This is a genomic window from Paractinoplanes deccanensis (assembly GCF_016862115.1).
GTDB classification, from domain to species: Bacteria; Actinomycetota; Actinomycetes; order Mycobacteriales; family Micromonosporaceae; genus Actinoplanes; species Actinoplanes deccanensis.
This window is the reverse complement of sequence record NZ_BOMI01000117.1, coordinates 77661-103193: the sequence shown is the minus strand read 5'-3', so window position 1 is coordinate 103193 and position 25533 is coordinate 77661. Positions and strand designations below refer to the sequence as shown.

At 72.3% G+C, this 25533-nt stretch carries 24 protein-coding genes; 12 read left to right on the top strand and 12 right to left on the bottom strand.

All coding sequences use genetic code 11. The features are described 5' to 3' along the window. Positions 1–39 precede the first annotated feature (39 nt). On the bottom strand, positions 40–1938 hold the full coding sequence (locus Ade02nite_RS29960) for an MFS transporter (RefSeq protein ID WP_203771219.1): 1899 nt from the start codon (positions 1936–1938) through the stop codon (positions 40–42). Positions 1939–2108: 170 nt separating this feature from the next. On the opposite strand from Ade02nite_RS29960, the gene Ade02nite_RS29955 reads away from it, so the two are divergent. The 4 genes from Ade02nite_RS29955 to Ade02nite_RS29940 all read left to right on the top strand — a co-directional run bounded on the left by Ade02nite_RS29955 (position 2109) and on the right by Ade02nite_RS29940 (position 6076). Next, positions 2109–2540: a universal stress protein gene (locus tag Ade02nite_RS29955; RefSeq protein ID WP_203771217.1), complete on the top strand. Its 432-nt coding sequence runs from the start codon at positions 2109–2111 to the stop codon at positions 2538–2540. 43 nt (positions 2541–2583) lie between these two features. Beyond that, positions 2584–3231 (top strand): M48 family metalloprotease, encoded by a 648-nt coding sequence (locus Ade02nite_RS29950; RefSeq protein WP_203771215.1) that lies wholly within the window; start codon positions 2584–2586, stop codon positions 3229–3231. A gap of 213 nt (positions 3232–3444) precedes the next feature. Continuing rightward, the gene (locus Ade02nite_RS29945; protein WP_203771214.1) at positions 3445–4569 is read left to right on the top strand and encodes an NAD(P)H-dependent flavin oxidoreductase; all 1125 of its coding nucleotides are present in this window, start codon (positions 3445–3447) and stop codon (positions 4567–4569) included. Then, positions 4556–6076: an acetyl-CoA acetyltransferase gene (locus Ade02nite_RS29940; protein WP_203771212.1), complete on the top strand. Its 1521-nt coding sequence runs from the start codon at positions 4556–4558 to the stop codon at positions 6074–6076. Before Ade02nite_RS29945 ends, Ade02nite_RS29940 begins: the two co-directional genes overlap by 14 nt. 66 nt (positions 6077–6142) lie before the next feature. Here Ade02nite_RS29940 and Ade02nite_RS29935 read toward each other — a convergent pair whose 3' ends face one another. Together Ade02nite_RS29935 and Ade02nite_RS29930 are read right to left on the bottom strand one after the other, a co-directional pair. After that, positions 6143–8962, bottom strand: a complete 2820-nt coding sequence (locus tag Ade02nite_RS29935; RefSeq protein ID WP_203771210.1) for an NACHT domain-containing protein — start codon at positions 8960–8962, stop codon at positions 6143–6145. Between the two features lie 58 nt (positions 8963–9020). Then, complete coding sequence (locus tag Ade02nite_RS29930; protein ID WP_239169166.1) at positions 9021–10241, bottom strand: MFS transporter; 1221 nt, start codon at positions 10239–10241, stop codon at positions 9021–9023. Positions 10242–10304: 63 nt separating this feature from the next. Between Ade02nite_RS29930 and Ade02nite_RS29925 the strand changes: the two genes are divergently transcribed. Then, on the top strand, positions 10305–11696 hold the full coding sequence (locus Ade02nite_RS29925) for a S28 family serine protease (RefSeq protein WP_203771206.1): 1392 nt from the start codon (positions 10305–10307) through the stop codon (positions 11694–11696). Here Ade02nite_RS29925 and Ade02nite_RS29920 read toward each other — a convergent pair. Next, complete coding sequence (locus tag Ade02nite_RS29920; protein WP_203771204.1) at positions 11680–12147, bottom strand: 2'-5' RNA ligase family protein; 468 nt, start codon at positions 12145–12147, stop codon at positions 11680–11682. The two genes, Ade02nite_RS29925 and Ade02nite_RS29920, sit on opposite strands and share 17 nt — an antisense overlap. Positions 12148–12186: 39 nt before the next feature. Between Ade02nite_RS29920 and Ade02nite_RS29915 the strand changes: the two genes are divergently transcribed. Then, entirely contained in the window at positions 12187–13188 is a 1002-nt protein-coding gene (locus Ade02nite_RS29915; protein ID WP_203771202.1) for a LacI family DNA-binding transcriptional regulator, read from the top strand. A gap of 158 nt (positions 13189–13346) precedes the next feature. On the opposite strand, the gene Ade02nite_RS29910 is transcribed toward Ade02nite_RS29915, so the two are convergent. Together Ade02nite_RS29910 and Ade02nite_RS29905 are read right to left on the bottom strand one after the other, a co-directional pair. Further along, positions 13347–14303 (bottom strand): DMT family transporter, encoded by a 957-nt coding sequence (locus tag Ade02nite_RS29910; RefSeq protein ID WP_203771200.1) that lies wholly within the window; start codon positions 14301–14303, stop codon positions 13347–13349. Positions 14304–14497: 194 nt separating this feature from the next. Beyond that, positions 14498–15115 carry a GntR family transcriptional regulator gene (locus Ade02nite_RS29905; protein WP_203771198.1) on the bottom strand — a complete coding sequence of 206 codons (618 nt, stop codon included), beginning with the start codon at positions 15113–15115 and terminating at the stop codon, positions 14498–14500. 76 nt (positions 15116–15191) lie between these two features. Between Ade02nite_RS29905 and lhgD the strand changes: the two genes are divergently transcribed. Continuing rightward, positions 15192–16418 (top strand): L-2-hydroxyglutarate dehydrogenase, encoded by a 1227-nt coding sequence (gene lhgD, locus Ade02nite_RS29900; RefSeq protein ID WP_239169165.1) that lies wholly within the window; start codon positions 15192–15194, stop codon positions 16416–16418. 448 nt (positions 16419–16866) lie between these two features. Next, a complete protein-coding gene (gene mraY, locus Ade02nite_RS29895; RefSeq protein WP_203771194.1) occupies positions 16867–17970 on the top strand; it encodes a phospho-N-acetylmuramoyl-pentapeptide-transferase in 1104 nt (367 codons plus the stop codon). 126 nt (positions 17971–18096) lie between these two features. Here mraY and Ade02nite_RS29890 read toward each other — a convergent pair whose 3' ends face one another. After that, positions 18097–19338 (bottom strand): MFS transporter, encoded by a 1242-nt coding sequence (locus Ade02nite_RS29890; protein WP_203771192.1) that lies wholly within the window; start codon positions 19336–19338, stop codon positions 18097–18099. A gap of 211 nt (positions 19339–19549) precedes the next feature. Next, positions 19550–20602, bottom strand: a complete 1053-nt coding sequence (thrC, locus tag Ade02nite_RS29885; RefSeq protein WP_203771190.1) for a threonine synthase — start codon at positions 20600–20602, stop codon at positions 19550–19552. Positions 20603–20657: 55 nt separating this feature from the next. Here thrC and Ade02nite_RS29880 point away from each other — a divergent pair, with 55 nt between their 5' ends. Further along, the gene (locus Ade02nite_RS29880) at positions 20658–21443 is read left to right on the top strand and encodes a MurR/RpiR family transcriptional regulator (protein WP_203771188.1); all 786 of its coding nucleotides are present in this window, start codon (positions 20658–20660) and stop codon (positions 21441–21443) included. 7 nt (positions 21444–21450) lie between these two features. Here the strand turns inward: Ade02nite_RS29880 and Ade02nite_RS29875 are convergent, their stop codons facing one another. Then, a complete protein-coding gene (locus tag Ade02nite_RS29875) occupies positions 21451–21912 on the bottom strand; it encodes an Lrp/AsnC family transcriptional regulator (RefSeq protein WP_203771186.1) in 462 nt (153 codons plus the stop codon). A 116-nt stretch (positions 21913–22028) separates the two neighbouring features. Between Ade02nite_RS29875 and Ade02nite_RS29870 the strand changes: the two genes are divergently transcribed. After that, positions 22029–22883: an LLM class flavin-dependent oxidoreductase gene (locus tag Ade02nite_RS29870; protein WP_203771184.1), complete on the top strand. Its 855-nt coding sequence runs from the start codon at positions 22029–22031 to the stop codon at positions 22881–22883. On the opposite strand, the gene Ade02nite_RS29865 is transcribed toward Ade02nite_RS29870, so the two are convergent. Further along, a complete protein-coding gene (locus Ade02nite_RS29865; protein ID WP_203771182.1) occupies positions 22863–23159 on the bottom strand; it encodes a hypothetical protein in 297 nt (98 codons plus the stop codon). The genes Ade02nite_RS29870 and Ade02nite_RS29865 overlap by 21 nt on opposite strands. 96 nt (positions 23160–23255) lie before the next feature. Here Ade02nite_RS29865 and Ade02nite_RS29860 point away from each other — a divergent pair, with 96 nt between their 5' ends. Next, entirely contained in the window at positions 23256–24107 is an 852-nt protein-coding gene (locus Ade02nite_RS29860) for a universal stress protein (RefSeq protein ID WP_203771181.1), read from the top strand. On the opposite strand, the gene Ade02nite_RS29855 is transcribed toward Ade02nite_RS29860, so the two are convergent. Continuing rightward, positions 24098–24769 carry a type 1 glutamine amidotransferase domain-containing protein gene (locus Ade02nite_RS29855; protein WP_203771179.1) on the bottom strand — a complete coding sequence of 224 codons (672 nt, stop codon included), beginning with the start codon at positions 24767–24769 and terminating at the stop codon, positions 24098–24100. The genes Ade02nite_RS29860 and Ade02nite_RS29855 overlap by 10 nt on opposite strands. A 112-nt stretch (positions 24770–24881) precedes the next feature. Here Ade02nite_RS29855 and Ade02nite_RS29850 point away from each other — a divergent pair, with 112 nt between their 5' ends. Then, complete coding sequence (locus tag Ade02nite_RS29850; RefSeq protein ID WP_203771177.1) at positions 24882–25037, top strand: hypothetical protein; 156 nt, start codon at positions 24882–24884, stop codon at positions 25035–25037. Positions 25038–25041: 4 nt separating this feature from the next. Here Ade02nite_RS29850 and Ade02nite_RS29845 read toward each other — a convergent pair whose 3' ends face one another. Then, on the bottom strand, positions 25042–25521 hold the full coding sequence (locus Ade02nite_RS29845) for a cupin domain-containing protein (protein ID WP_203771175.1): 480 nt from the start codon (positions 25519–25521) through the stop codon (positions 25042–25044). Positions 25522–25533: the final 12 nt, after the last annotated feature.

Here is a 25533-nt window from a genome sequence, read left to right as displayed (position 1 = left end):
TTGATCGGGCGTCCCTGAGGACGCCCGATCGATGGCGAGTCACTGAGCGTCGGGCTCGCGGTCCGCCGGCCGCGGCTCGAAGGTCTCCTCCCCCATCACCCGCTCCTCGTCCAGGGCCGATGTCTGCACCACCAGGACGTCGCAGACCGCGTTGCGGACCACGCCGGCGGGGACCGAGCCGAGCAGGGCGCCGTGGGAGGCGCCGAGGCCGCGGTTGCCGACGACGATCAGGTTGGCGGGGTTGTTGCCGACCGTGTCGAGCAGGGCCTGGGCCGGGTCGCCCTCGACGAGGCGCTGTTCGATGTAGCGGGCGCGTTCGCGGGTCAGGCCGGTGACCGATTTGTCCAGGGCCTCGCGGGCGGTGTCCATGCCGTACAGGTCTCGGTGGACGCCCTCGGCCGGCTGCGCCGAGGCAGCGCCGGTGCGGTACGCGGTGACGACGATCAGCCGGGCCTGCGCGGCCTGGGCGACCTCGGCCGCGCGGTCCACCGCGTACAGGCTGGTGGGTGTGCCGTCGGAGCCGACGACCACGCGGTCATAGACAGTGATGCTGCGCTTGCCGCCCAGCGGCACGATCGGGGACTCGTCCTGCTCGTCCGGCGGGTTGACCCACAGCATGGCGATCGCGCCCAGGCCGAGCAGGGCGCCGGCGAGGGTGATGGCGTTGGCGCCGCTGCTGTCGAGCAGGTGCTCGTAGATCCAGCCGAAGGTGACCGTCTGCACCAGCATCGGGACGACGATCATCATGTTGAGGATGCCCATGTAGACGCCGGTGCGCTTGGCCGGGACCATGCTGGCGACCATCAGGTAGGGCACGCCGACCGCGCTGGCCCAGAAGATGCCGACGCCGATCATCGGGACGAGCGTGAGCCACTGGTTGTCGATGCGCGCGAGCCAGACGAGCGACAGGGCCGCGAGGCCGAGCGCGATCGCGTGCACCCGCTTCGCGCCGATCCGCTGGGCGAAGCCGACCAGGAACAGCGCGGAGATCATGGTGACGAAGTTGTAGGCGCCGTTCGCCAGGCCGCTCCACGCGATCGCGTCGTCCCACGCCTGACCGCCCGTCTCCGGGCTCGAGCCGAACACGGTCTCGCCCAGGCTGACGGCGAGGAACTGCCAGTAGATGAACATGGCGTACCACTGGAACGCGAAGACCACGCCGATCTTGTGCATGGCGACGGGCATGGCGCGTACGGCGTCGGCGATCTCCCGGACCGCAGGGCCCACACCCTTCGGGGCGGCCCGCATCTCGGCGATCTCCTCGTCCGTGGGCTTGAGCTCCTTCGTCCGGGCCATGGCCGTCAGCACGGTCAGCAGGATGCAGAACGTGCCGATCATGAAGCACGCGAACATCCAGTACGGCACCCCGTTGCCCGCCGTACCCTGCAACGGCTCGACCTTCTGCAGCGCGAACAGCGACACGTTGGCGAGCACCGCGCCCGCGCCGGTGAACATGCTCTGGGTCAGGAAGCCGCGCGCCAGCTGTGATTTCGGCAGCCGGTCGGAGATGAAGGCCCGGTACGGCTCCATCGAGGTGTTGTTGCCGGCGTCGAGCAGCCAGAAGCAGATCACGCCGAGCCACAGCACGCCCACGAACGGGAAGAGGAACAGGATGATCGCGCAGAGGATCGCGCCGGACACGATGAACGGCCGTCGCCGGCCCCAGCGCGGATGCCACGTGCGGTCGCTGATCGCGCCGATGAGCGGCTGGATGATCAGGCCGGTGACCGGGCCGGCAAGGTTGAGGATGGGCAGCTGCTCGGGGTCCGCCCCGATGAGCAGGAAGAGCGGGTTCACCGCCGACTGGGTGAGCCCGAAGCTGAACTGAACGCCGAAGAACCCGAGGTTCATCATCAGCAGGGCCGTGCCCGTCATCAGGGGCCGTCGCTCCGAGGACGGGGGTTGCGTCGCGACGGTGTCCGATGTCGTGGTGGTCATGGGCTCCACCCCTTCGACCGTGATCCAAGTCACACTTATTCGCCGAAGCTAAACCGGGTGTAGAGGGGTCGCAACTCGGAGTGTCGATGCGTTCGGCAGGAGTTCGAACCGACCGCCGCCGTTGACCCTCCACCGCGTACGGCCATGTAATGACCTCGGAGGTGACCGTGATGAGCGCATGGAAGACCGTCGTCGTCGGCGTCGACGGATCACCCGCCAGCCGCAAGGCGCTGGCGTGGGCCGCCGCCGAGGCCGCCGACCACGGGGCCGACCTGGTGGTGGTCAACGTCTGGGAGCACACCCTGCTGCCGCCCGCCGGCAGCGTCAGCGTGTCGGAGCGGTACGTGCCCGAGCCGACCCAGCGCACGTCCGACGACCTCGTCCAGGTGATCAAGGAAGAGCTCGGCGACGAGCCGCCGATCCTGGTGCGGCCGCACGTGAAGCAGGGCCGCCCCGCGAAGGTGCTCATCGACGAGTCGGCCGGCGCCGATCTGCTCGTCGTCGGCCACCGCGGCCACGGCGGCTTCGCCGGCCTGGTGCTCGGGTCGGTCAGCCAGCACGTCGCGTCGTACGCCAAATGCCCGGTGACGGTGGTGCGCTGAGCGGTGTATCTTCCTTCCACTTTTCCGGGGAGGAAGATCGATCGTGTCCACTGCGCTGCGCGCGGCCGTGTCGGTCGCCATGCCGGCCGGGTTCTCTGTGCTCGGCCTGGTGCAGCTCGCGGTGGCCGGCCTTCTGCTCTACGAGATCTGGGGCCACCTGCGCGGCTACGGCGCCGCCAAGCTGAGCCGGCTGGTGATCATCGGCGTCGGCGCCGTGGTGCTCGGGATCGGCAAGGCGCTGTTCGCCAGGCCCGGCGACCCGGAGGGCGTGCTCGTCACGCCCCAGCAGGCGCCGGACCTGTGGCGGCTGGCGGGCGCCATGGCCACCGCCGCGGGCACCCGCGCGCCCGACGAGATCCGGCCGATCCCCGAGGGCAACGCGGCGGTCACCGAGGACGCACGGCTGCTCGGCCTGGTCGCCGGCGGCAGGAGCTCGAGGCCGACCAGGTCTCGGTGCGCGTGGTGCCGGACACCGAGACGTCACGCTGGGACACCCACCCGGCCCCGGGCGAGCGCATCACCGCGATGCGCGCGCTGCCGCCCGTGCACCACCCCGCCGACGACCGCCCCGCCGGCGTCCTCGTGCCGCAGCTCGGCCAGGCCGGTCTGGCGCTGCAGCGCGAGGTCGTCGACTTCGGCAACCGCACCGTGCTGCCCTGGCCCGACTTCGCCGGCGTCATGGACGCGCTGATCACCCTGGCGGCGGTGCGCGGCGGGCAGGCGCGCCGGCAGCGCTCGTGCTCCGCCCCGGCCCGGGTGGTCGACGAGGCCGCTGCACGCCGAGCTCGCCTTGCACGGCGACGCGACGCTGGTGCTGACGGAGCGCTGGTCGAGCGACACGATCGGGGACAGCCGCGACACCCTCACCGAGATCCTGCGACAGTTCGACTGAAGGGGAGACCGCATGCGTACGGCCCTGACGGACCTGCTCGGCGTCGAGCACCCGATCGTCGGCTTCAACCGGTCGCCGGCGGTGGTCGCGGCGGTCACCAACGCCGGTGGTTTCGGGGTGCTCGCCGCCTCGGCCTACTCCCCCGCCGAGCTGGACGCCCAGCTGACGTGGATCGAGGAGCAGGTCGAGGGCAAGCCGTACGGTGTGGACCTGCTCGTGCCGTCGAAGTTCGTCGCCGGTGATCCCTCCCGGCTGGTGGAAAGCCTGCGGGCGCAGATCCCGCCGAGCCACATCGCGTTTGTCCACAGCTTGCTCGACAAATACGACATTCCCGTTTCACCCCAGGTCGTCGACCACAGCGAGGTGGCCGCGGCGATCACGCCGGCCGGGGCGCCCGCGCTGCTCGACGTCGCGTTCCGGCACCCGATCGCGCTGATCGCGAACGCGCTCGGCACGCCGCCGCCCGACCTGGTCACCCGGGCCAAGGAGGCGGGCGTCGTGGTGGCCTCGCTGGTGGGCAAGGCGCAGCACGCCGAACGGCAGATCGAGGCCGGCGTGGACGTGCTGGTCGCGCAGGGCACCGAGGCCGGCGGGCACACGGGCACGATCGCCACCATGGTCCTCACCCCCGAGATCGTCGACATCGCCGGCGACCGGCCGGTGCTCGCCGCGGGCGGCATCGCGGACGGCCGGCAGATGGCGGCGGCGCTCGCGCTGGGCGCCGCGGGCGTCTGGTGCGGCTCGGTGTGGCTGTCCAGCGCCGAGGACGTCGCCGTGCAGGCCATCAAGGACAAGTTCCTGGCGGCCACCAGCGGCGACACCGTGCGCTCACCCACCCGTACCGGCAAGCCCGCTCGTCAGCTGCGCACCGCCTGGCACGACGAATGGGACGCGCCCGGCAGCCCCGAGCCGTTGCCGCTGCCCCTGCAGCTGATGCTCGTCGAGGAGGCGTGGCAGCACATCGACGCCGCCGCGCAGGCCGGCCACGAGGGCGCGCTGAAGCTCGAGTCGTTCTTCGTGGGACAGGTCGTCGGCTCGTTCCGCGACATCCGCCCGGCCGGGGAGATCACCCGGCGGATGGCCGCCGACTGCGAGCGCCGCATCGCCGAGCTGGGAGGTCTCCTTGCCGCTTCCTGACAGCACGCCCGTCCTCGTCGGAGTGGGCCAGGTCTCGGAGCGCCCCGGCGAGCCGGGCTATCGCGGCCGGTCACCGGTGGAGCTGGCCGCGGACGCCGCGCGCGAGGCGCTGGACGACGCCGCGGTCTCCCCCGCCGAGATCGACACCATCGCGGCGGTACGGCAGTTCGAGAACTCGCTGCCGTTCTCGCAGGCGCCGCTCGGCCGCTCCGACAACTTCCCGCGCTCGGTGGCCGGCCGCATCGGCGCCGCCCCGTACCGCGCCGTGCTGGAGGTCGGCGGCGGCCAGGGCCCGCAGCACCTGGTCAACGAGTTCGCCGCGACGATCGCCGCCGGCGACGCGCGCGTGGTGCTGCTGACCGGCGCCGAGGCCATCTCCACCATCGAGCGGCTGGCCGCCTCGGACAACCCGCCCGACTTCACCGAGCACGCGCCCGGGTCGCTGGAGGACCGCGGGTTCGGCCTCGACGGCATCATCACCCCGGAGCATTTCCCGTACGGGCTGACGGACACTCCCGCGTACTACGCGCTCTTCGAGAACGCCCGCCGCGCGCGCCTCGGCCTGTCCCGCTCGGCGTACGCCGCCGCCATGGGCGAGCTCTTCGCGCCCTTCACCCGCGTGGCGGCCCGCCATCCGCACGCCGCCGCCCCGGTCGAGCGCAGCGCCGCCGAGCTGGTCACCGTCACCGCGGCGAACCGGCCGATCGCCGACCCGTACACCCGGTATCTCGTGGCCCGCGACAAGGTGAACCAGGGTGCCGCGCTGCTGATGATGTCGCTCGCGGCGGCGCGCCGTCTCGGCGTACCGAAACAGAAGTGGGTCTTTGTGGCGGGCCACGCCGACCTGCGCGAGCGCGACCTGCTCGACCGCGCCGACCTGTCGGCCTCGCCCGCCGCCGTGGCCGCCACCCGGCACGCCCTCGACCTGGCCGGCATCGACATGGCCGGGCTCGCCACCCTCGACCTGTACAGCTGCTTCCCGGCCCCGGTCTTCGCCGTCACCGACGCGTTCGGCCTGTCGCCCGCCGACCCGCGCGGGCTGACCGTGACCGGCGGCCTGCCCTTCTTCGGCGGCGCCGGCAACAACTACTCGATGCACGCGATCGCCACCACGGCCGAGCGGGTCCGCGCCGAGCCAGGCAGCTACGGCTTCGTCGGCGCCAACGGCGGCATGATGAGCAAGTACTCCACCGGCGTCTACACGACCAGGCCGGTGACGTGGCGCCCCGACGACAGCGTCAAGCTCCAGGCCGAGCTGGACGCCCGCCCCGCACCCGGCGTGGCGCCCTCCCCCGACGGCCCCGCGATCATCGAGACCTACACCGTCAAGCACAGCCGCGGCGGCGACCGCAAGGGCATCGTCATCGGCCGCCTGGCGGCGGACGGCCGGCGCTTCCTCGCCCACGGCGACGACCTGCTCGACCTGCTCACCGAGGGCGAGCCGATCGGCGCCCGCGTGACGGCCCGCACGGACGACGACGGCAACCACGTGTCCGCGAGTTCCTGAAGGAGCATTTTCGTGGAGTCACTCGGCGCCCGCTTCCTCGCGGAGCCCACCTGGGGCCCATGACAGTCAGGACTTGCGCAGCCACAGCTCCGGGCCGGCGCGGAGCAGCCCCCGTGCCTGCCATTCGAGGAGGATGAACTCCTCCAGCAACGTCGTGGCCTGTTGCATGATGGGCTCGTCGGTGTTCCGGTTGCGGGGCACCGAGGAGATGATGGAAAGCGCGGCGGCCCGGCAGTCGTGCAGGATCTCCACGTCGCGCTGGCCGAGGCGGTGCCACTCCTCCCAGGCGCGAGAGAGCCGCTTGGCCATGGTGGTGGCCCGGTTGCTCCAAACCTTGCCCTCCATCTGCGCGGAGACCTCGGCGTGGAACCGCGCCCGGTAGTCCTGCACGTTGCGGCTCAGCAGGGTGATCTGCTGGGCGATGTCCGACGGCGGCGAGCCGACCAGCAGCTGGCCGTCGCCGGTCTCCAGGCTGGCGCTGATCGGCGTCTCCTCGACCTCGTCGTCGGCGAAGAGCCGGTCGACGACCTCCAGCTGCCACATCTTGAGGGCGACGAACTCCCCTTCCGCGTACGCCAGCGTCAGCGCGCGCAGCAACCGGGTGGCCGTCCACGCGTTGCCGTAGAGGCCGACCGCACCGATGCGCGAATCGTCGCGCTCGTGGGTGGCGAAGGCCGACCGCAGCTCGAGCCAGGCCGACTCCACCTCGTCCTTCTTGCGTCCGGCCAGCTCCGGTGACCGGGCGATCTCGTGGAGGAAGGCGGACGCGTGGACGACTTCGAAGGGTGCGAAGCGCCGTAGGGCCGCCCAGTCGACCAGGCTCGCCCACCGCTTCAGCACCGCGATGTCCGAGCGGTCCAGCTCGCCGCCGCCCGCGCCGGAGGGCGTCACCGGCTCGTACGTCCAGCCCTCGCTGAAGCTGAGCCACACGCCGAACGCCTGCGCGTCCTGGTCGGTGACCCCGTTGACCGGCATCGCCGCGGCCGAGTCGAGCAGCTGGCCGGCCCAGTGCAGGGGGCGCCGGTCGCGGCCGTAGACGATTTCCGAGCGCACGAACAGCGCATACTCGGCGTTCGTGATCGGCTCCGTGACCACCATGCCGTCCGGGCCGGGGTGGACGCGGCGGACCCGCCGGCCCAGCAGGATCTCGCCGATCACCTGGGCGCGGTCGGGATCGTCCGAGCGCGACTCGTCCGACATGGTGCGCGTCAGCCGCTCGCGGATCTCCGGGTCGAGCTCCCGGGCGATCTCGGCGCTGTCGAGCGCCAGCAGCAGCGTGCGCGAGGAGGTGGACTGGGTCAGGCAGGCCGCCACGATCGGCCCGGCGTCGGCCTGGGCGCAGTAGAGCAGGATCACCTCGCGCCACCACGGGTCGGAGACCCTCTCGAGCAGGGTGTCGACCAGGCCCTTCTCGCGGATCCGGGCGGCCGCCAGGAACTCCTGGAAGGTCAGGTGGGCGAACGAGAAGGTGCCGTCCTCGCGCTGGAGGATCAGGCCGCTGCCCTGCTCGGTGTCGACGAGGAAGGCCTCCGCGCTCTCGCTGGGCGCCACCCGGGCCAGTTGCTCCGAGATGATCGTCGCCGCCTCGGCGAGCGAGACGTCGCGCAGGCGGCGGTGCATCATCTCCAGCGCCAGGTGGCGCAGCACGGCCTCACGCTGCACGTACGTGAGGTGGTTGTGCAGGCCCTTGGCCTCCTGCCGCTGGCCCAGGAAGACCTGGAAGATCTCGCGGTAGAGCTCGGCGCGCCCGCCCGGGAGCACCCCGCGGTAGTTGTGCACGTGGGCGATCATGGTGAGCAGCAGCGGGTTGGCGCCGAGGTCGTAGAGCAGCGGCGCGTTGCGCAGCCGCCGCAGCAGGTCCTGTGCGCGGTCCTCGGCGTCGCTCAGCACCACCTCGTCCCGCCGGCCGGTGCGCCGGACCTCGGTGGCCAAATACCACCGGCGCAGGAAGGTCTCGATCTGGCGGTCGGTGAACGGCCGGATCTGGACGACGTCGGCGGAGGGCAGCGGATTCGCGAGGTAGCCCGAGGGCCGTGAGGTGGCGATGAACCCGTTGGCGCCGTACTGCGCGATCTGCGCCTGGAGCCACTCGACCAGGACCTTGCGGTGCTCGGGGTCGGCGACCTCGTCGAGGCCGTCCAGCATCACCAGGCAGTTGCCCTTGCGCAGCTGCCGCTCGATCCACGCCGTGCCCGGGCGCACCTGTTTGGGCAGCGACTCGGCGACCACCTCGGCGAGCGGCGCGTCGTCGGTCCCCACGATGCGATGCACGCTGTCGCGCAGCAGGAGCAGGAACGGGATCTTGCGCCGCGCCGGGCCCGCCTCCTGGGCCCGCCGGGAGGCCAGCTTGAGGGTGAGGTGCTTGAGCAGGGTCGTCTTGCCGCTGCCGGGCGGCCCGACGATCACGAGCGTGCGCGGCGGCCAGCGGTCCAGGTAGTCCCAGACCGGGCCGCGGCTGGTCACCTGCAGCGGCAGGCTCTCGATCGGGCCGAGTAGGCCGGCGGTCGCCGCGTGCGCCGGGACGAAGACCAGGCCGACGTCGACGAAGATGCTCTGGATGTCGAGCGAGAACGGCCCGTGCGTGCCGAGGCCGCGCACGTCGACGTCGTAGTTGCGCGCCACCGCGAAGCGCAGGTAGGCACGCCGCACGCGCAGGCTCGGCAAGCCCCGTCCGGGGACGGGCACCGGAGTGGCCGGATCGGCGGCCCGTGCCGCGTCCCGCGTCGCCCACCAGCCCAGCGGGGCGGCCACCAGGGTCGCCGCCACCGTGGCCACGCCGACCGCCGACTGCGTGTCGAGCTGTGCCTTGGCGTCGCAGAGCAGCCACGCCAGCGCGAACGCCGCGGAGGCGGCGGCCGACGTGAGCAACCAACGCAGCGCGTGCACGCCACCTACTGGACCACAAGATCCGAAAACACGGAAAGCGCCGTCCACCGGAAGTGGATCAGCGAGGCGCCGGCGCCCGGCTCGGCAGCCGGCTGCCCCACGGCAGCAGGGCGATGCCGGCGAGCAGGATCAGCGCGAGCACGGCCAGCGCCGTGCGCGCCGAGGTGACGGCGGCCAGGGCGCCCGCGGCCGCGATGAACAGGGGCTGCACCACCCTGTTGGTGATCGACCACGCCATCACCACCCGCGACATGTGTGCGTCGCCGGTGGCGTTCATCCGGTAGGTCGCGAAGGTCGGGCTGAACATGCCGGCGAAGAACACCAGCAGGATCTCGGACGCCAGGATCAGCACCAGCCCGGCCGTGGACGGCGTCGCCAGCGGGAGCAGGCCCAGCCACAGGTTGCGGCCGACGCCGGCGGCCAGCAGCATCCGCGATGGGCCGAGGCGCCGGGTGAGCGGCTTCACCAGCAGCGAGCCGAGGATGCCGGCCACGCTCGCCACGCCGATGACCAGCCCGTACTGCCAGGGCGCGAAGCCGAGGTCGCGCAGCACCAGCACGGTCAGCAGCGGCGAGGCGGCCATGATGCAGCCGCCGAAGACCAGCGAGTTGCCGAACAGCGCGGCCAGACCCCGGTCGGCGAGGATGTGGCGCCAGCCCTCGGTGAGGTCGCGCAGCCAGCGGTGCTCGGCGGCGTGCTTCGGCGGCTCGGGCTCCGGCACCCGCATGCCGCGCAGGGTGAGCGCCGAGACGAGGAAGCTGAGCGCGTCGAGCGCCATCGTGGCCGTCGCGCCCAGCCACGAGACCACCACGCCGCCCGCGGCCGGCCCGACGGCGTTGGCCGTCCACAGTGTCGTCTCGAAGCGGCCGTTCGCCTCGGCGCGGTGCGCCTGCGGCACCAGCGAGCGCAGCTGGGCGACGCCGGCCGCGTCGAAGGCGAGCCTCGCGGCCATCTGCACCACCGCGACGGCGCAGAGCTGCGCGTACGTGAGGACGCCGAACAGGGCGGCCACCGGCACCGATCCGACCGCTGCCACCCGTACGAGATCGGCCGTCACCATCACCGGAAGCTTGCGCCGATGCTCGATGAAGGGCCCGAGCGGGAGCGCCACCACGGCACTGACCACACCGGCGAGCACCGTCAGCAGGGAGACCTGGAAGTCCGACGCGCCGAGCACGAGCACCGCGACGATCGGCAGGGCCGCGTAGCCGAACGCGCTGCCGAACTCGCCGGCGGCGTAGGCGGCCCACCGCCGCTGGAAGTCCCGGCGCCACTCCACGATCACGGGACAATACCGGACAGGGCCTGTTGCATATCGCGGCCCGTCGATATGGTCGGTCGCGTGAGACATCGCATCGTGGCTGCCCTCGCGTCCCTGCTGATCGTCCTCTCCCCCGCCGCCGTGGCGCGCGCGGCCGAGGACCCGCTGCTGGAACGGCTCACGGCGATCCCCGGGCTGACCGTCGTCTCACAGACGCAGGGCACCGGCTACCGGTTCTTCGTGATGACGTACCGGCAGCCGGCCGACCACCGCCACCCCGGGCAGGGCAGCTTCGAGCAGCGCCTCACCCTGCTGCACCGGTCGAGCGACGGCCCCGTGGTGCTCTTCACGAACGGGTACGGCCTGGCGGCGAACCCGCGGCCGTCGCAGACCGAGCCGGCGGCGCTGCTCAACGCCAACCAGGTGTCGGTCGAGCACCGCTTCTTCACGCCGTCGCGGCCCTCGCCCGCCGACTGGTCCGACCTGACCATCTGGCAGGAGGCCACCGACGAGCACCGCATCGTGACGGCGTTCAAGACGGTGTACGACGGCAACTGGATCCAGACCGGCGGCAGCAAGGGCGGCATGACGTCCGTCTACCATCGACGGTTCTACCCGCACGACGTGGACGGCGTGGTCGCGTACGTGGCGCCCAACGACGCCGTCAACCCGGCCGACACGGCGTACGACCGGTTCTTCGACAAGGTGGGGACGGCGTCCTGCCGTACGGCACTCGACGACGTGCAGGCCGAGGCCCTGCGCCGCCGCGACCGGCTCGTCGCGCGACTGGAGGCCGACGCGGCCGAGAACGGCTGGACGTTCACCCGCACCATCGGCACGGCCGACCGCTCGTTCGAGATGACCGTCCTCGACTCGGTGTGGGCGTTCTGGCAGTACAGCCTGGAGGCCGACTGCGCGACGGTGCCCACGGCGGCCACGGCGACGGACGAGCAGCTGTACGGCTGGATCGACAGCGTCGCCGGGTGGAGCTTCTACACCGACCAGGCGCTGGAGTACTACTGGCCGTACTACTACCAGGCGGCCACCCAGCTCGGCTGGCCCAGCCTGCGATTCGAGCACCTGCGCGGCCTGCGCGACTATCCGGGCCTCTACACCGCCAACTCGTCGCTGCCGGTGGAGCTGCGCCGACCGCACAACCCGCTGCCGATGATCGACGTCGACCTGTGGGTGCGCACGGCCGCCCAGCGCATGCTTTTCATCTACGGCGAGAACGACCCGTGGGGCGCCGAGCGCTTCGCTCCGAGCCGCCGCGACTCGGCCCTCTACGTGGCACCGGGCGCCAACCACGGCGCCAACATCGCCCGGCTGGCCCCGGACGACGCCGCGGAGGCCACGGCCATGCTGCGGCGCTGGGCGGGCGTGCCCGCGACCGCCGCGACGGCTCAACTGGCGGCGCCGCTGCCGATCGACGACATGCTGCCGGACCGCCACCGCCTCACGGCAGCGAAGTGACCGTACGCGTCGCCGTGTCGTAGCTGCGCGCGGCGACGAAGTGGCCCCTCTCCTCGGCGGGCTCCCGCAGCGCCTGCCGCACGGCGTCGTGCTGCTCCGGGCGTACGCGTAAAGCCAGGCTGACGTGCGGGAGCCACTCGTCCGGTGGGGGCCACGCGCCGGTCAGCGACTCCCAGACCCGGCCGTGCAGGTCCCGCAAGGCGTTCGTGGGCATCACTTCGCGCACCACCGCGCGCCCCAGGAACCGCACCGGACCGAGCGTCGCCTCCAGCGGCAGCGCCAGCGGGGCAAGGCCGTCCAGCGCCGGGGCCGTGGCCACGGTGAGATGCGGGCGGTTGGTGGGGTGCCCATGCGTGGCCAGGCTGGGCAGGCCCGCTTCGCGCAGACGATCCCACAGCAGCCGTACGCCGGACTCGAGCGCCGGATCGAGGAGGAGCTCGACGGTGTGCACGTGCTCTTTATAGTGGCCTGCCCGCTTTATAGTGGCCTGATGGCGCAGAGCAGGCCGACGCTGGCCGATGTCGCCCGCCGGGCGGGGGTGTCCAAGGCGGCCGTGTCCCGGGTCATCAACGACGCGCCCGGGGTCGCGCCGCAGACCCGCGAGCACGTACGGCACGTCATCGAGGCCCTGGGCTTCCGGCCCGACCCGGTCGCGCGGGCGCTCGCCTCCGGGCACGGCGAGGTCATCGAGCTGGTCGTGGTGGACGACCCGGCCATCTTCGGCACGAGCCCCTACTACGGCCGGGTCACCGCGGGCATCCTGCAAGAGCTGGCCGGCGGCCACGCCCAGCTGCGGGTGCACGTGGTCGACGAGGCGGGCGCACGAGCGCTGCCGGCCCGCATGGCCGACGCGGTGACCCTCGGGGTGCTGCTCATCAACGTGCCACCGGCGCTGGCGAGCGAGTTCCACGACCGCTGCGCCCAGGTGGTGGCGATGAGCCCGTCGGCGCCCGGCGTCCCGTACATAGGCTTGGAGAACGCCGAGGGCGCCCGCGCGGCCGTCGCCCACCTGCACGAGACCGGCCGCCGCACCATCGCCGCCCTGCACGGCCAGGCCGGCAACGCGTGCGCCGAGGCCCGCCGCGAGGGCTACAGCCGGGCGATACGCGAGTTCGGCCTGCCCGACATCTCCGCGACGGGCAAGTTCCGCCGCGAGGACGGCTACCGGCTCACCCAGCAGCTCCTGGCCACGCACCCCGACATCGACGCCGTCTTCGTCGGCTGCGACCTGATGGCCACCGGCGCCATGCAAGCCCTGGCCGACGCGGGCAGGCGCATCCCGGCCGACGTCGCGGTCGTGGGCTTCGACGACAGCGTCATAGCCGAGTGCGCCACCCCGCCGATGTCCTCGGTCCACCAGCCGGTCGAGGCCATGGCGGCCGCCGCGACCCGAGCGATGGTCCGGCGCCAGCTGGCACCGCATTGGCGCTGCGTCTTCCCGGCCGACCTGCGGGTGCGGCAGAGCTCCGCGGCCTCATCACAGGACCGGTAGGCGCTCCGAAGCCAGCTCTCCCGCCCGGCGGGCCGAGACCACGCCTGAGCATCCACTTCGACTGGCTCGACTGGAGAAACCCGTCCCGGACCGTGTAGGTACCCGCGGGCGCTGTTGTGCCCACGCGCCACCCCGGGGCTGTCGGCCGAGCAGAGCCGTCAGCCCGCGGGGCGCGGCCGGGCGGGAACGGTGAGGAAGGCGAGGCCGCCGGCCAGAACCACCAAACCCGCCCACGAGACGCCCGGCAGGCGCTCGCCCAGCAGGGCGACCCCGAGCAGCGCCGCGACCGCGGCCTCGGCCAGCGACAGCACCGTGGCGGTCTGGGCCGTCGTGTGCCGGAGCCCGTAGCCGAACAGGATGTATGCGGCGAAGGTAGGCACGAGCGCGAGATAGGCGGCCACCGTCGCACCGCGCGCGGTGAGCACCCACTGCGGGCCGCCGGCCAGCAGCGCCGGAAGGACGAGCAGAGCCGCCAGGCCGAACATCGAGCCCATCACCGTCCGCGACGCGTGGCCGCGGGCGATGAGATGGCCACCCACCATGGTGTACGCCGCATACGACAGACCCGCGATCAATGCCAGCCCCACGCCGAGAACGTCGACGGGCTCGGCCCCGCCGCCCAGTTCGGGCCCCAGCACGAGAGCGAAACACCCGGCGACAGCGGCAACGGTGCCGATCGTCCACCGCCGTGTGGGCCGATGGCCCTGCACCAGCCAGCCGAGCAGACCGGCGAATACAGGGGCGCTGCCGAGCGTGATGACGGTAGCCACCGCCACACCGGAGCGAGCCACTGCCGGGTAGAAGCTGAGCGGATAGCCCGCCACGGTGACCGCCCCGAGCAGAAGCAGCCTCCACTCCCGCCGCGGAAGCAGCCGGCCGATCGGCGAGCGCCGGGACAGGATCGCCGGGCGGAGGTTGGTGAGGAAGAGCAGGAGGCCGCCGAGGAGGAGGCCGGCCGCGCCGATGGCCGCGGCGGGAGCGGATGCGGGGGCGAAGGAGCCGGCCGTGCCGGTGGTGCCCCAGAGGACCGCGGCGGCGAGGACCGGGACGGGACCGGCCAATGGGCTGGTGCGGTGGTGGGTCAGGTCAGGAGAACGGCGCGTCGTGACAGACAAGATGGTGAACTTCCGTGTCGAATTCCGGATGAGGGCTGGATTCGATACGGGCGCACGGAACAAGAACCCGGGGCCGATGCTCGGACCGGCGGGGCCGCGGAACAGGTCGTCAGCGGGTGCGCCCGGTCAGGCGCGCACCGGCGGGGACACGACGTGCCAGTACTTGTTCACGCGGCGATGCTACCCCGGCAGGGTCAGCGGGCGGCCAGCACGTGGTCGCGGGCTCCCAGGATGTGGGCGACGATCACGCGGGCGAGGGCGTCGGCGTTGCCGGCGCGGATGGCGTCGACCATCTGGCGGTGCTCGGCGTCGATGCGGTGGAGGTCGCGGCCGGAGCGGACCCACTGGCGGCTGTACGGCTCGACGAGATGCAGCAACTGGTCGACGAAACGCGTGGTCAGCGGCCGGTCGGCGAGCTCGTAGACGCGTGCGTGGAACTGGTAGTTGAGCGCCGCTCTGGCCGCCGCGTCGGCGCCCTTGAGGTGGATCTGCTCGGCCAGGTCGGCGAGCGCGTCGGCGTCGCGGGGGCGGCAGCCGCGCACGATCTGCTCGGCGAGGCCGGGCTCGAGCTGCAGGCGCAGGTCGAACAGCTCCTCCAGCTGATCACGGCCGAGCTCGGCGACCACCATGCCGCGGTTGGGCGTGCTCACCAGCAGGCCCTCGGCGGCGAGCATGTGCAGCGCCTCGCGCAGCGGGATGCGGCTCACGGCGAGGTCGGCGGCCAGCTTCTCCTGCACGAGACGCGCGCCGGGCAGCAGGTCGCCGCGCCGGATGGCGGAGCGCACGCGGTCGGCGATCAGGTCGGCACTCACCGCGGAATCATATCGTGTACAGACGCAGCGCCTGTATACATTTACTACAGCCGCAGCGTCTGTATACATTCGCTGCGTGAATGTCGATGTCGCGATCATCGGGGGCGGGCTGCTCGGTCTCGCCACGGCCCGGGCTCTGCTGCGCGAGCGGCCCGGCCTGAGCGTCACGGTCCTCGAGGCCGAGGACCGCTGGGGCGCCCACCAGTCGGGCCACAACAGCAACGTGATCCACTCGGGGCTCTACTACAAGCCCGGCGGCCTCAAGGCCCGGCTGGCCCGCGCCGGCGGCGAGGCGATGATCGGCTACTGCGAGGCGAACGGCGTACCGGTCAAGCGCACCGGCAAGCTCGTCGTCGCGACCGCCGAGCGGCAGTTGCCGCGGCTGGAGGCGCTGGCCGAGCGGGGCCGGGCCAACGGCGTGACCGTCGAGCGCCTCGACCGCCGCGAGATCAACGAGCGCGAGCCGAACATCGCCGGCGTCGGCGCCCTCTGGGTCGCCGAGACCGCCATGACCGACTTCGGCGCGGTGTGCCGCACGCTCGCGGCGGAGTTGACCGAGCTCGGCGCGGACCTGCGCCTCCGTACCCCCGCCAGCACTTTCACCACGCACGGCGAGCGCACGGTGATCAACGGCGAGGTCAGCGCCCGGATCGTCGTCAACTGCGCCGGCCTGCACAGCGACAAGATCGCCGAGGCACTGGGCGAACGCCCGCCGGTGCGGATCATGCCGTTCCGCGGCGAGTACGCGGAGCTGCGCCCCGGCCTGCGCAACCTGGTCACCAACCCGGTCTACCCGGTGCCGGACCCGGAGCTGCCGTTCCTCGGCGTGCACGTGACCCCGATGCTCGACGGCACCGTGCACATCGGCCCCAACGCCGTGCCCGCGCTGTCCCGGCACGGCTACCGCTGGCGCGACGTCGACGCCAGGATGGTGCGCGAGCTGCTGGCCGACCCCGCCCTGCGCGGCCTGGCAAGACGCTTCTGGAGGTACGGCGTGAGCGAGATCAGCCGTTCCCTGGTCTGGCCGCTGTTCGTGCGCGAGGTGCGCAAGATGGCCCCCACCGTCCGCGGCAAGGACATGCGCAAGCACGGCAGCGGCGTCCGGGCCCAGGCCGTCACCCACGACGGCGCCCTGGTCGACGACTTCGTCATCCAGCGCACCGAACGGGCGGTCCACGTCCTCAACGCCCCCTCCCCCGCCGCCACCTCCAGCCTCCTGATCGGCAGCCGCATAGCCGGCGACGTCTTCGACCAGCTCGGCGACGAGGACGCTTCCCGCGCAGCGCTGAAAGAGGTGCCGTAGGGCGCTGGTGCGAGGAACGCCGCGCGGGATTCCTCCGTCAACGCGCCGAACGGCGAGCATGGCTGCCCGCCCGGGACGGCGCTTCTTGCTGCCGGGTGGCAAGCTCGGGTCCCGTGATCAATGAAGCCGCGATGGCGGACCCGCACGGCCGGCTCGGATCGGCATGCCGCGCGCGGGTGCGGAAGCACGACGGCCTGTCCGAGGACCACGTCCGACCGGCACCGGCACGACGGCAGAACGGCCCGTCCGGGAACCGCGGCCGTCAGGCACCGGCACGACGGCAGGACGGCCCGTTCGAAGACCAGGTCCGACGCCTTCGGGCAGCGACGGGCAGCCGCGTCCGTGGTCTGGGCGCGCGCATGGCGGCGGTGGGCACCGGCCGGTCCGGCGCGCCTTGGCGCAGTGGGGGCCGCGTTGGGGGAAGTTGCGGGCTTGGGGAGGTGCGCGCGTGAGGGCGGTCATCGTCGCGGCAGCGGTCGCGTTTCTTGTCTCGTTGTTCGGGACGCCGGTGGCTATCCGGGTGTTCACCGCGCTCAAGGCGGGCCAGCCTATTCGGTCGATCGGGCCGGCCAGCCATCTGGCCAAGAAGGGCACGCCGGCGATGGGTGGCGTCGCGTTCATCGTGGCGACCGTCTTCGCGTACGTGGCGGGGCATTTCGCCCTGACGACGCTGCCCGACCGGCAGATCGCGCAGGAAGGGCCGACCATGACGGCCCTGGTGCTGCTCGGGCTGTTCGTCTTCTGCGGGGTGGTCGGGTTCCTCGACGATCTGCTCAAGGTGCGCCGGCGCAACTCCGACGGGCTGTCCGCCAAGGGCAAGCTGCTCGGGCAGGCGATCGTCGGCAGTGGGTTCGGCATCGCGGCGCTCTATGTGGCCAGCACCAACGGTGAGACGGTGGCGAGCGAGCACATCTCGTTCATCCGCGACATCAGCTGGCTGGACGTCGGCAAGGTCGGGTCGGTGCTCGTGTTCGTCTTCGTGATCACGGCGATGTCGAACGGTGTGAACCTCACCGACGGCCTCGACGGCCTGGCCACCGGCGCGTCGATCCTGGTGCTGGGAGCGTACGCGCTGATCGGCTTCTGGCAGTACCGGCACTGGTGCGCGGACGAGGCGTACGCGCGGGCGAACGACTACTGCTACCAGGTCCGCGATCCGCTGGAGATCGCCATGATCGCGGCCGCGGCGGCCGCCGCCTGCCTGGGCTTCCTGTGGTGGAACACGTCCCCGGCGCGGATCTTCATGGGGGACGTGGGCTCGCTCGGGCTCGGCGGGCTGATCGGCGGGCTCGCGGTGGCCACCCGCACCACGCTGCTCTCGATCATCATCGGCGGGCTCTTCGTCCTCATCACGACGACCTGGGTGATCCAGATCGTCTCGTTCCGGACCACCGGTAAACGGGTCTTCCGGATGGTGCCGTTGCACCACCACTTCGAGTTGGCCGGGTGGAGCGAGGTCAACATCGTGGTCCGGTTCTGGATCGTGGCGGGCGCCTGCGTGGCGATCGGCCTGGGCCTGTTCTACTCGGACTTCTTGGCTGCCGTCGGATGAGGCATCGCGCCGCCGGAGGCCCCGCGCCGCCCGATGAGGCCCCGCGCCGCCCAATCAGGCCCCGCGCCACCCAATGAGGCCCCGCGCCGCCGGACGCAAGCCCGCGACGGAACGCGATCCGCACGATCAATTCGGGCGCAGGGCGGGGGCGCTCAGGGCCACGAAGAGGGACAGGACCACCGGGATGGCCAGGGCCACCGGGAGCGTGACCACGGTGGCGGCCGCGCCGATCAGGATGGGGCCGAGCAGGAAACCCAGGTAGCCGATGCTCACGACGGTGGAGAGGGCCTGGCCGGCGCGGGACGGATCGAGGTTGCCGGCGGCGGTGAAGACCTGCGGCGCGATGCAGGAGAGGCCGGCGCCGAGCAGGCCGAAACCGATCACGCCGGCGGCGGGGGTGTCGATGAGCAGGGCGGCGCCGAGGCCGGTGGCGGCGAGGAGGCCGCTCAGGCGTACCAGCAGGACGGGTCCCCACGCGGCGACCAGGCGGTCGCCGACGAGGCGGCCGGCGGTCATCATCAGGGCGAAGGCGGCGTAGCCGTAGGCGGCGAAGGAGGAGCTGGTGCCGAGGTTGTCGCGCAGGTAGACGGCGCTCCAGTCGGCGGCGGCGCCCTCGCCCACGAGGGTGCAGAGGACCAGCACGCCGAGGAAGACGAGAAGCAGCGAACGGCGCCCGGCGGACAGGGAAGCTGCGGGGGACAGACCGGCAGGCGAGGATGACGCCGCCGGAGATGGACCGGCCGGCGAGGAACCGGACGAAGAGACGGCCGGCGAAGAAGTGGTCAAGGAGTCCGCAACGGCGGGCTGCCGGCGGAGAATCCCGAAGGCTGACCAAACGGCAAGCCCCACGACCAAGGCCCCCACCGCAAGCAGGTTGACCCCCACCCCCGCACCGATCCCGGCGAAGAAGCTGCCCAGCACCGCGCCGAGGAAGCCGCCGATGCTGTAGACCGCGTGGAACGACGACATGATGGGGCGGCCCGCGGCGCGCTGGACCTCCAGGGCGTTCGCGTTCATCGCGATGTTGAGCGTGCCGTGCGTGGCGCCGAACAGGAACAGCGTGACGGACAGCGCGGCCAGCCCCGGGGCGAAGCCGGGCGGCACCAGCAGGACGCCCTCCAGCAGCATCGCCGGCACGAGGACGCGGGCGCTGCCGAAACGGTCGGTCAGGCGGCCGATCAGGGTCATGCCCGCGATGCACCCGGCCGCGAAGGCCAGCAACGCGATGCTGAGGCGGCCGTCGCTGAGCCCCAGGTTGCTCTTCACCGCGGGGATCCGGGCCGTCCACACCCCGAGCGCCGCCCCGAACCCGAGGAACACGAGGGACGCGGAGACCCGGGCGCGGCGGACGCTTCGATCGATCAGCATCGGTTCCACACAGACCACCCAAGGTCACATCGGACCTTAAATCAAGGGGCGAGCCGCAAGGGAGGGCGGCAGGGCAGGGTGCGAAAGAGGGGCGAGCCGCAAGGGAGGGCGGCAGGGAAGGGTGCGAAAGAGGGGCGGGCCGCGAGGGAGGAGGACGGGCGCAAGAAAGGGCGGGAGGCGCGAAAGGGACCGCGAGGGGCGGCGGCACGACTCAGCGGAGGCCGAGCTCCCGGGCCACCGACCCGGACTCCGGGCCGGCGTGGACCGACGCGAGGCCGTCGCGCAGCGAGGCGTCCGGGTCCTTGAGCCCGTTGCCGCTCAGCGTGATCACGATGCGCAGGCCCGGCGGTACGGCGCCGGCCCGATGCTGCTTCAGCAGGCCCGCGACGCCGGCCGCCGAGGCGGGCTCGGCGAAGACGCCGTCGTGGCGGGCGATCAGGCCGTACGCCTGGAAGATCTCATCGTCGGTGACCGAGCCGATCAGGCCGCCCGACTCGTCGCGCGCGGCGAGTGCCGGCTCCCACGTGGCGGGGCTGCCGACGCGGATGGCACTGGCCTCGGTTCGCGGCCGGGCCACGGCTTCCCCGCGTACGAACGGATCGGCCCCCGACGCCTGGAAGCCCCAGATCCGCGGCAGACCGGACGGCCCGGCGTAGGCGCGGTAGCCCTGCCAGGTGGCGGTGATGTTGCCGCCGTTGCCGACCGGCAGGCAGTGGAGGTCGGGGGCCGCGCCGAGCACGTCGACGATCTCGTACGCCACGGTGCGCTGGCCGGCCAGCCGCAGCTCGTTGCCGACCGAGTTGACCAGCGCGACGGGGTGGTGCGCGGCGAGGTCGCGCGCGATGCGCAGGCAGTCGTCGAAACCGCCGGCGATCTCGACGATGCGCGCGCCGTAACGGACGGCCTGGCCGAGCTTGCCCTTGGCGACGCCGGCCTCGGGGATCAGCACGGCGGCCGCGATGCCCGCGCGGGCGGCGTAGGCGGCTGCCGACGCGCTCGTGTTGCCCGTCGACGCGCAGAGGACCAGCTCGGCGCCGTCGGCGGCGGCGTGGGTGAGGGCAACGGTCATGCCCCGGTCCTTGAAGGAGCCGGTCGGGTTGGCGCCCTCGACCTTCAGCCACACGTCACAGCGGGTCACGTCGGACAGATACGCGGAGTGCAGCAGCGGCGTGTTGCCCTCATGGAGCGTGACGGCCGGCGCCGAGGCGGGAACGGGGAGGTGCTGCCGGTACGGACTGTCGATCAAGCCACGCCAAGGGGTCATGGGCAGCAATCTAACATTTGTTTCGTCGGGCGCAAGGCGTGTAACGTTTGTCATTGTGATCGAGAAGCTGACCGAGATCTATCAGGAGCTGCCGCACGGCGAGCAGGCGATCGTGCGGGTGATCCTCGACGATTACCCGTACGCGGCGCTGGGCTCCCTGCGGTCCCTCGCCGATCGCGCGGGCGTGAGCCCTCCGACCGCGTCGCGCCTGGTGACAAGGCTCGGCTTCGAGCGCTTCGCCGACTTCCAGGCGGCCGTGCGCGCTCAGGACCGCTCCCGCCTGCGCGCCTTCGTGAGCGAGCCGTCCGGTTTGGACGGCGCCGCGGAGAGCCTGCGCGCGGGCCTCGACGGCACGCTCGCCGCCGTACCGGACGAGCTGCTCCAAGAGATCGCCGGGGAGCTGGCGGCGGCCGGGAGCGTGTGGGCGCTCGGTGGCCGGCTCAGCGAGATCGCCGCCGAATACCTGGTCAGGCAGCTGGCGAGCCTGCGACCGAACGTGCGGCACGCGCCCGCGGCGGCGCCGGCCCGCGCGCGGGTGCTGCTGGACCTGCGCGCCGGTGACGTCGTGGTCGCGTACGACTTCCGGCGCTACTCCCCCGCGACGGCACGCTTCGTCGCCGCCGCCCGAGAGCGCGGGGCACGACTGATCCTGATCACTGACACGCAACGGGCTGAGGCCGACGTGCTGGTCCGGCTGCCGCGCGAGGCCGCCGGCCCGATCGACCCCATCACGCACGAGGTGGCCGTCACCGAGCTGATCCTGGTCGCGGTCGCGGCCCGCCTGAGCCCGGCGAAGCGCCTGGCCGAGCTGGAGGATCTCACGCGCCGGCTGGAGGGCTAGGGCTGGGCTAGGGCACCGGCGTCGGCTTGTCGGCGACCACCTCGTACACCAGGTCTGTGGTGATCGGGCCGATCTGGGCGAGGTCGTCGGTGATCTCCTCGAGGTCGCGCATGCCGGTGGCGACGACCTCCATCATGTAGCAGGACTCGCCGGTCACCCGCAGGCACCGCACGATCTGTGGCCGCTTCTCGAGCACCGCCGTGACCTGGCTGTCGAGGAGCGGGCCGTTGACCCTCATGCGCACCACGGCACGCAGCGCGTAGCCGACCCGCTCGGGATCGATGTGTGCCGCGTACGACGTGATGATGCCCTGCCTCTCCAGGGTCTGGAGCCGCGCTCGCGTCGCGGAGACGCCGAGCCGGATCGTGGCGGCCAGATCGGACAGGGTCGCCCGGCCGTCGCGCTGCACGGCCTCGAGAAGCGCGTGGTCCACCTCGTCCAGCTCTCGCAGAGCACCGCCGTTCGTCACCCGGCGATGATGCCGCAGAAGAGTCGCCGTGTCGGTAAATATTCGGCAAATGTGCGGCGCCGCGTGGGCCGGATCACGGGCCTGAACCCCGGCGCCCGGGACGCGTCATCGCAGATATGAAGATCGGAATTGGACTGCCGAACCACGTCCGCGACGTCGACGCCTCGATCATCCCGTCGTACGCGGCCCGGGCCGAGCGGGCGGGCTTCGCGACGCTCGGCACGATCGGGCGCATCGCGTACCCCGGCGTGATGGACACCGTGGCGCTCGCCGCCGCCGCGGGCGCCACCACCACGATCGGGCTGCTCAGCAACGTGCTGCTCGGCACCGTGTGGCCGCCGGTGCTGCTCGCCAAGGAGATCGCGTCGATCGACGGCGTCTCCGGCGGGCGGCTCACCATGGGCGTCGGCATCGGCCTGCGGCCGGACGATTTCGTCGTCGAGGGCCGCGGCCCGCGCGGGCTCGGCAAGCGTATCGACGCGGACCTCGAGGTCTACCGCTCGGTCTGGGACGGCGAGCCGGTGGGCGGCGGCGAGAACGGCGCCGTGCCGATCGGCGCGCGCCGCGTACCGATGATCTTCGGTGGGACCAGCCCGGCGTCGTACCGCCGGATGGCGACCTGGGGTGACGGCTACATCGCCCCGGCCACGGCACCGGCGTACCTTGCGCAGAACTTCGACAACGCGCGCAAGGCCTGGACGGAGGCCGGCCGTGACGGCTCGCCGCGGCTGGCGGCGATCGCCTACTTCGCCTTCGGCGACATCGAGCGGGGCCGGGCCGGGGTGGCGGACTACTACTCCCCCGCGCCCGCGGAGTATCGCGAGGTCGTCGTGGGCAGCATCGCCGGCGGCGCCGAGGCCGCGCGCGCCGCGGTCAAGGCGTTCGCCGATCTCGGCGTCGACGAGCTGGTCTTCCAGCCGGCCACCGCCGACGAGGACGAGGTCGAGCGGCTAGCCGAGGCCGTCCTCTAGCGGCGCCATGGGGTGGCGCTCCTCCTCGCGGAGGGCGAGCCACTCCATGGCCCGCACGTACTGCGCACGGGTGATCGCCCCCGCCGCCAGCTGAGTGGCGAGGGCGCCCTCCAGGCTCTCCGGCTCGGCGACGGGTTGCGGCTCCGGATCCGGCGCGGGCTCCTCGCGGAACCACGAGACCATCACCCCGAGCATCAAGCCCACCAGGACGACCAGCACCCCGACCACCATCGTCGACACCTCCACCCCCGAGCCTCGTCGGCGGGCGAGAGCCACGACAGGGTCCTAAGTCCCGGCCGCCAGGTGCGCAACGGCCCTGCCCGCGCTCCCGTCCCGCGATCGACGATCAAGGGGACGGAAGGGACTGCGATCATGAGCAAAGCACCGGTTGTCGTCGGCACGGACGGCACGGCCTGCGGCACCACGGCGGTCGAGTGGGCGGCGGGCGAGGCACGGCGGCGGGGTGCCCCGTTGCGGATCGTCCTCGCATACGACTGGGACGTGCACGAGTCGAGCTTCGGCAGCGAATACGCCGACGTGGCCCGCAACCTCGCCGAGACGACTGTCGCCGCCGCGCACGAGCGGGCCCGGCAGGTCGAGCCGGGCATCACGATCGAGACGGACGTGCTTCCCGGGTACGCCGTACCGACGCTCCTGGAGGCCGCCGAAGGCGCGGCGCTGCTGGTCGTGGGCAGCCGCGGGCACGGCGGGTTCGCGGGGATGCTGCTCGGCTCGGTCGGCCGCAGGATGGCCCTGCAGGCGCCGTGCCCCGTCGTGGTGGTGCGCGGCCGCGCCGCCCCCGCGGGCCCGGTGGTGGTCGGCCTGGACGACTCCGGCGAGATGCTGGAGGCCGCCTTCGAGGCCGCCGCCGCGCGGGAGACCAGCCTGACCGTGGTACGTGCGGTCCTGCCGGCCGTCCCGCTGTGGCTCGGCGTGCCGGCCGCGGCCCTCCCGCTGCCGCTGGACGACGACGCCGAGCGCAAGCAGGTCGCCGAGCAGCTCGCGCCGTGGCTCGACCGGTATCCGCGGGTACACGCCGACACCGTGCTGTCGCACGACAGCGCCGCCGCTGCTCTGGTCACCGCGTCCGCCAAGGCACAGCTCGTGGTGATCGGCAGCCACGGGCACAGCACCGTCGGCGGGGCGCTGATGGGCTCCACCGGCCTCCAGCTGCTGCACCACGCGCACTGCCCGGTGCTGATCGAGCGCCGCGCTCAGAGCTGACGGAGCAGGGCCTCCGCGACCGCCTCGGACGACTGCGGGTTCTGGCCGGTGACCAGGTTGCGGTCGACCTCGACGTGGGAGGACCACGGCGCGCCGGCCTCCACCTTGACGCCGGCCTCGTTCAGCCGGTCCTCGAGCAGCCAGATCGCCTTGTCGGCGTTGCCCGCCTGGGTCTCCTCGGCGTTGGTGAACGCGGTCACCCGGTAGCCCGCGAACGCGTTGCGGCCGTCCGCGTCGACGGCGGCCAGCAGCGCGGCCGGGCCGTGGCAGACCACGCCGAGCGGGGTGCCGGCGCGCAGCGCCGTGGCCAGCAGCTCGCCGGAGCGGGCGTCGACCGCGAGGTCCTCCATCGGGCCGTGCCCGCCCGGCACGTAGACCGCGGCGTAGTCGGCCAGGTCGACGTCGGCCAGCGCGATCGGGTCGCGGAACTCGGGCGCGGCCTCGAGGATCGCGCGGAACTTCGCGTTCTCCCCGGCGAGGCTGCCCTCGTCGACGGGCGACACCACGCCGCCCGGTGTGGCGACGACGATCTCGTGGCCCGCCTTCTTGAACTCCTGGTAGGGAACGGCGGCCTCCTCGGCCCAGAAGCCGGTCGGGTGCTTCGAGCCGTCCTTGAGCGTCCACGCGTCGGCGCCGGTCATGATGAACAAGATCTTCGACATGCCTCCACGCTAGGCCGCCGACCCATCGGCCGGCCAATAGTCGCCGCGATGCCCGCCATCGGATTCCTGATGACCTCGTGACGGCGGGCCCGCGGGTTGCGACAATGCGGCCATGGACGACGAAGAGCGGATCGGCCGGCGAGCCTTCTTCGGCCGGGTGCTGCTGGCGGCGGGTGGCGTGGCCACCGTGCTCACGCTGTCGGGCTGCCCGGGCGGCGACGGGGACGACGACGATGACGACGGCGGTGACAACGAGGACGACGACTGACCGGCTACAGCCAGATGTTGTCGTGCTCCAGGTAGAAGGCGGCCTTCTCCTCCTCGGTCATCTCGCCGAGGTGGGCGAGCCCCTCGAAGTAGCCCTCCCGGGGCGCGCCCGGCGCGAAGTGCAGCAGCATCTTGACCGGCGCGCCCGAGCGGTTCTTGAACGCGTGGATGCCGCCCGGCGGGACGTGCACGTACTCGCCGGGTGACGCCTCGATCCAGCGCTCGCCGTCGTAGATGCTCATGACGCCGTCGAGGATGTAGAACGACTCGGCGAGCGTGTGGTGGAAATGCGGGTCGGGGCCGGTGACGCCGGGACCGCATTCCCAGCGGTAGAGGCCGAACAGGCCGTTGGTCGAGGCACCCGACGACAGGTAGTGCACGCGGGTGCCGTTCGGATAGACGAGCTCCGGGGCGGTGCCTTCCGGGCGGTAGGTCGCGCTGACCTCGCCCTTGTCCCCGTGATACAGCGGCGGAGGATACGTCATACCTTCATTGTC

Bases quoted from the DNA above. Each gene is read 5' to 3' on its own strand.
- Ade02nite_RS29845 (WP_203771175.1), bottom strand. From the start codon at position 25,521: ATGACGTATCCTCCGCCGCTGTATCACGGGGACAAGGGCGAGGTCAGC.
- Ade02nite_RS29890 (WP_203771192.1), bottom strand. From the start codon at position 19,338: ATGCTGATCGATCGAAGCGTCCGCCGCGCCCGGGTCTCCGCGTCCCTC.
- Ade02nite_RS29855 (WP_203771179.1), bottom strand. From the start codon at position 24,769: ATGTCGAAGATCTTGTTCATCATGACCGGCGCCGACGCGTGGACGCTC.
- Ade02nite_RS29960 (WP_203771219.1), bottom strand. From the start codon at position 1,938: ATGACCACCACGACATCGGACACCGTCGCGACGCAACCCCCGTCCTCG.
- thrC (WP_203771190.1), bottom strand. From the start codon at position 20,602: ATGACCCCTTGGCGTGGCTTGATCGACAGTCCGTACCGGCAGCACCTC.
- Ade02nite_RS29860 (WP_203771181.1), top strand. From the start codon at position 23,256: ATGAGCAAAGCACCGGTTGTCGTCGGCACGGACGGCACGGCCTGCGGC.
- Ade02nite_RS29870 (WP_203771184.1), top strand. From the start codon at position 22,029: ATGAAGATCGGAATTGGACTGCCGAACCACGTCCGCGACGTCGACGCC.
- Ade02nite_RS29850 (WP_203771177.1), top strand. From the start codon at position 24,882: ATGGACGACGAAGAGCGGATCGGCCGGCGAGCCTTCTTCGGCCGGGTG.
- Ade02nite_RS29915 (WP_203771202.1), top strand. From the start codon at position 12,187: ATGGCGCAGAGCAGGCCGACGCTGGCCGATGTCGCCCGCCGGGCGGGG.
- Ade02nite_RS29955 (WP_203771217.1), top strand. From the start codon at position 2,109: ATGAGCGCATGGAAGACCGTCGTCGTCGGCGTCGACGGATCACCCGCC.
- Ade02nite_RS29945 (WP_203771214.1), top strand. From the start codon at position 3,445: ATGCGTACGGCCCTGACGGACCTGCTCGGCGTCGAGCACCCGATCGTC.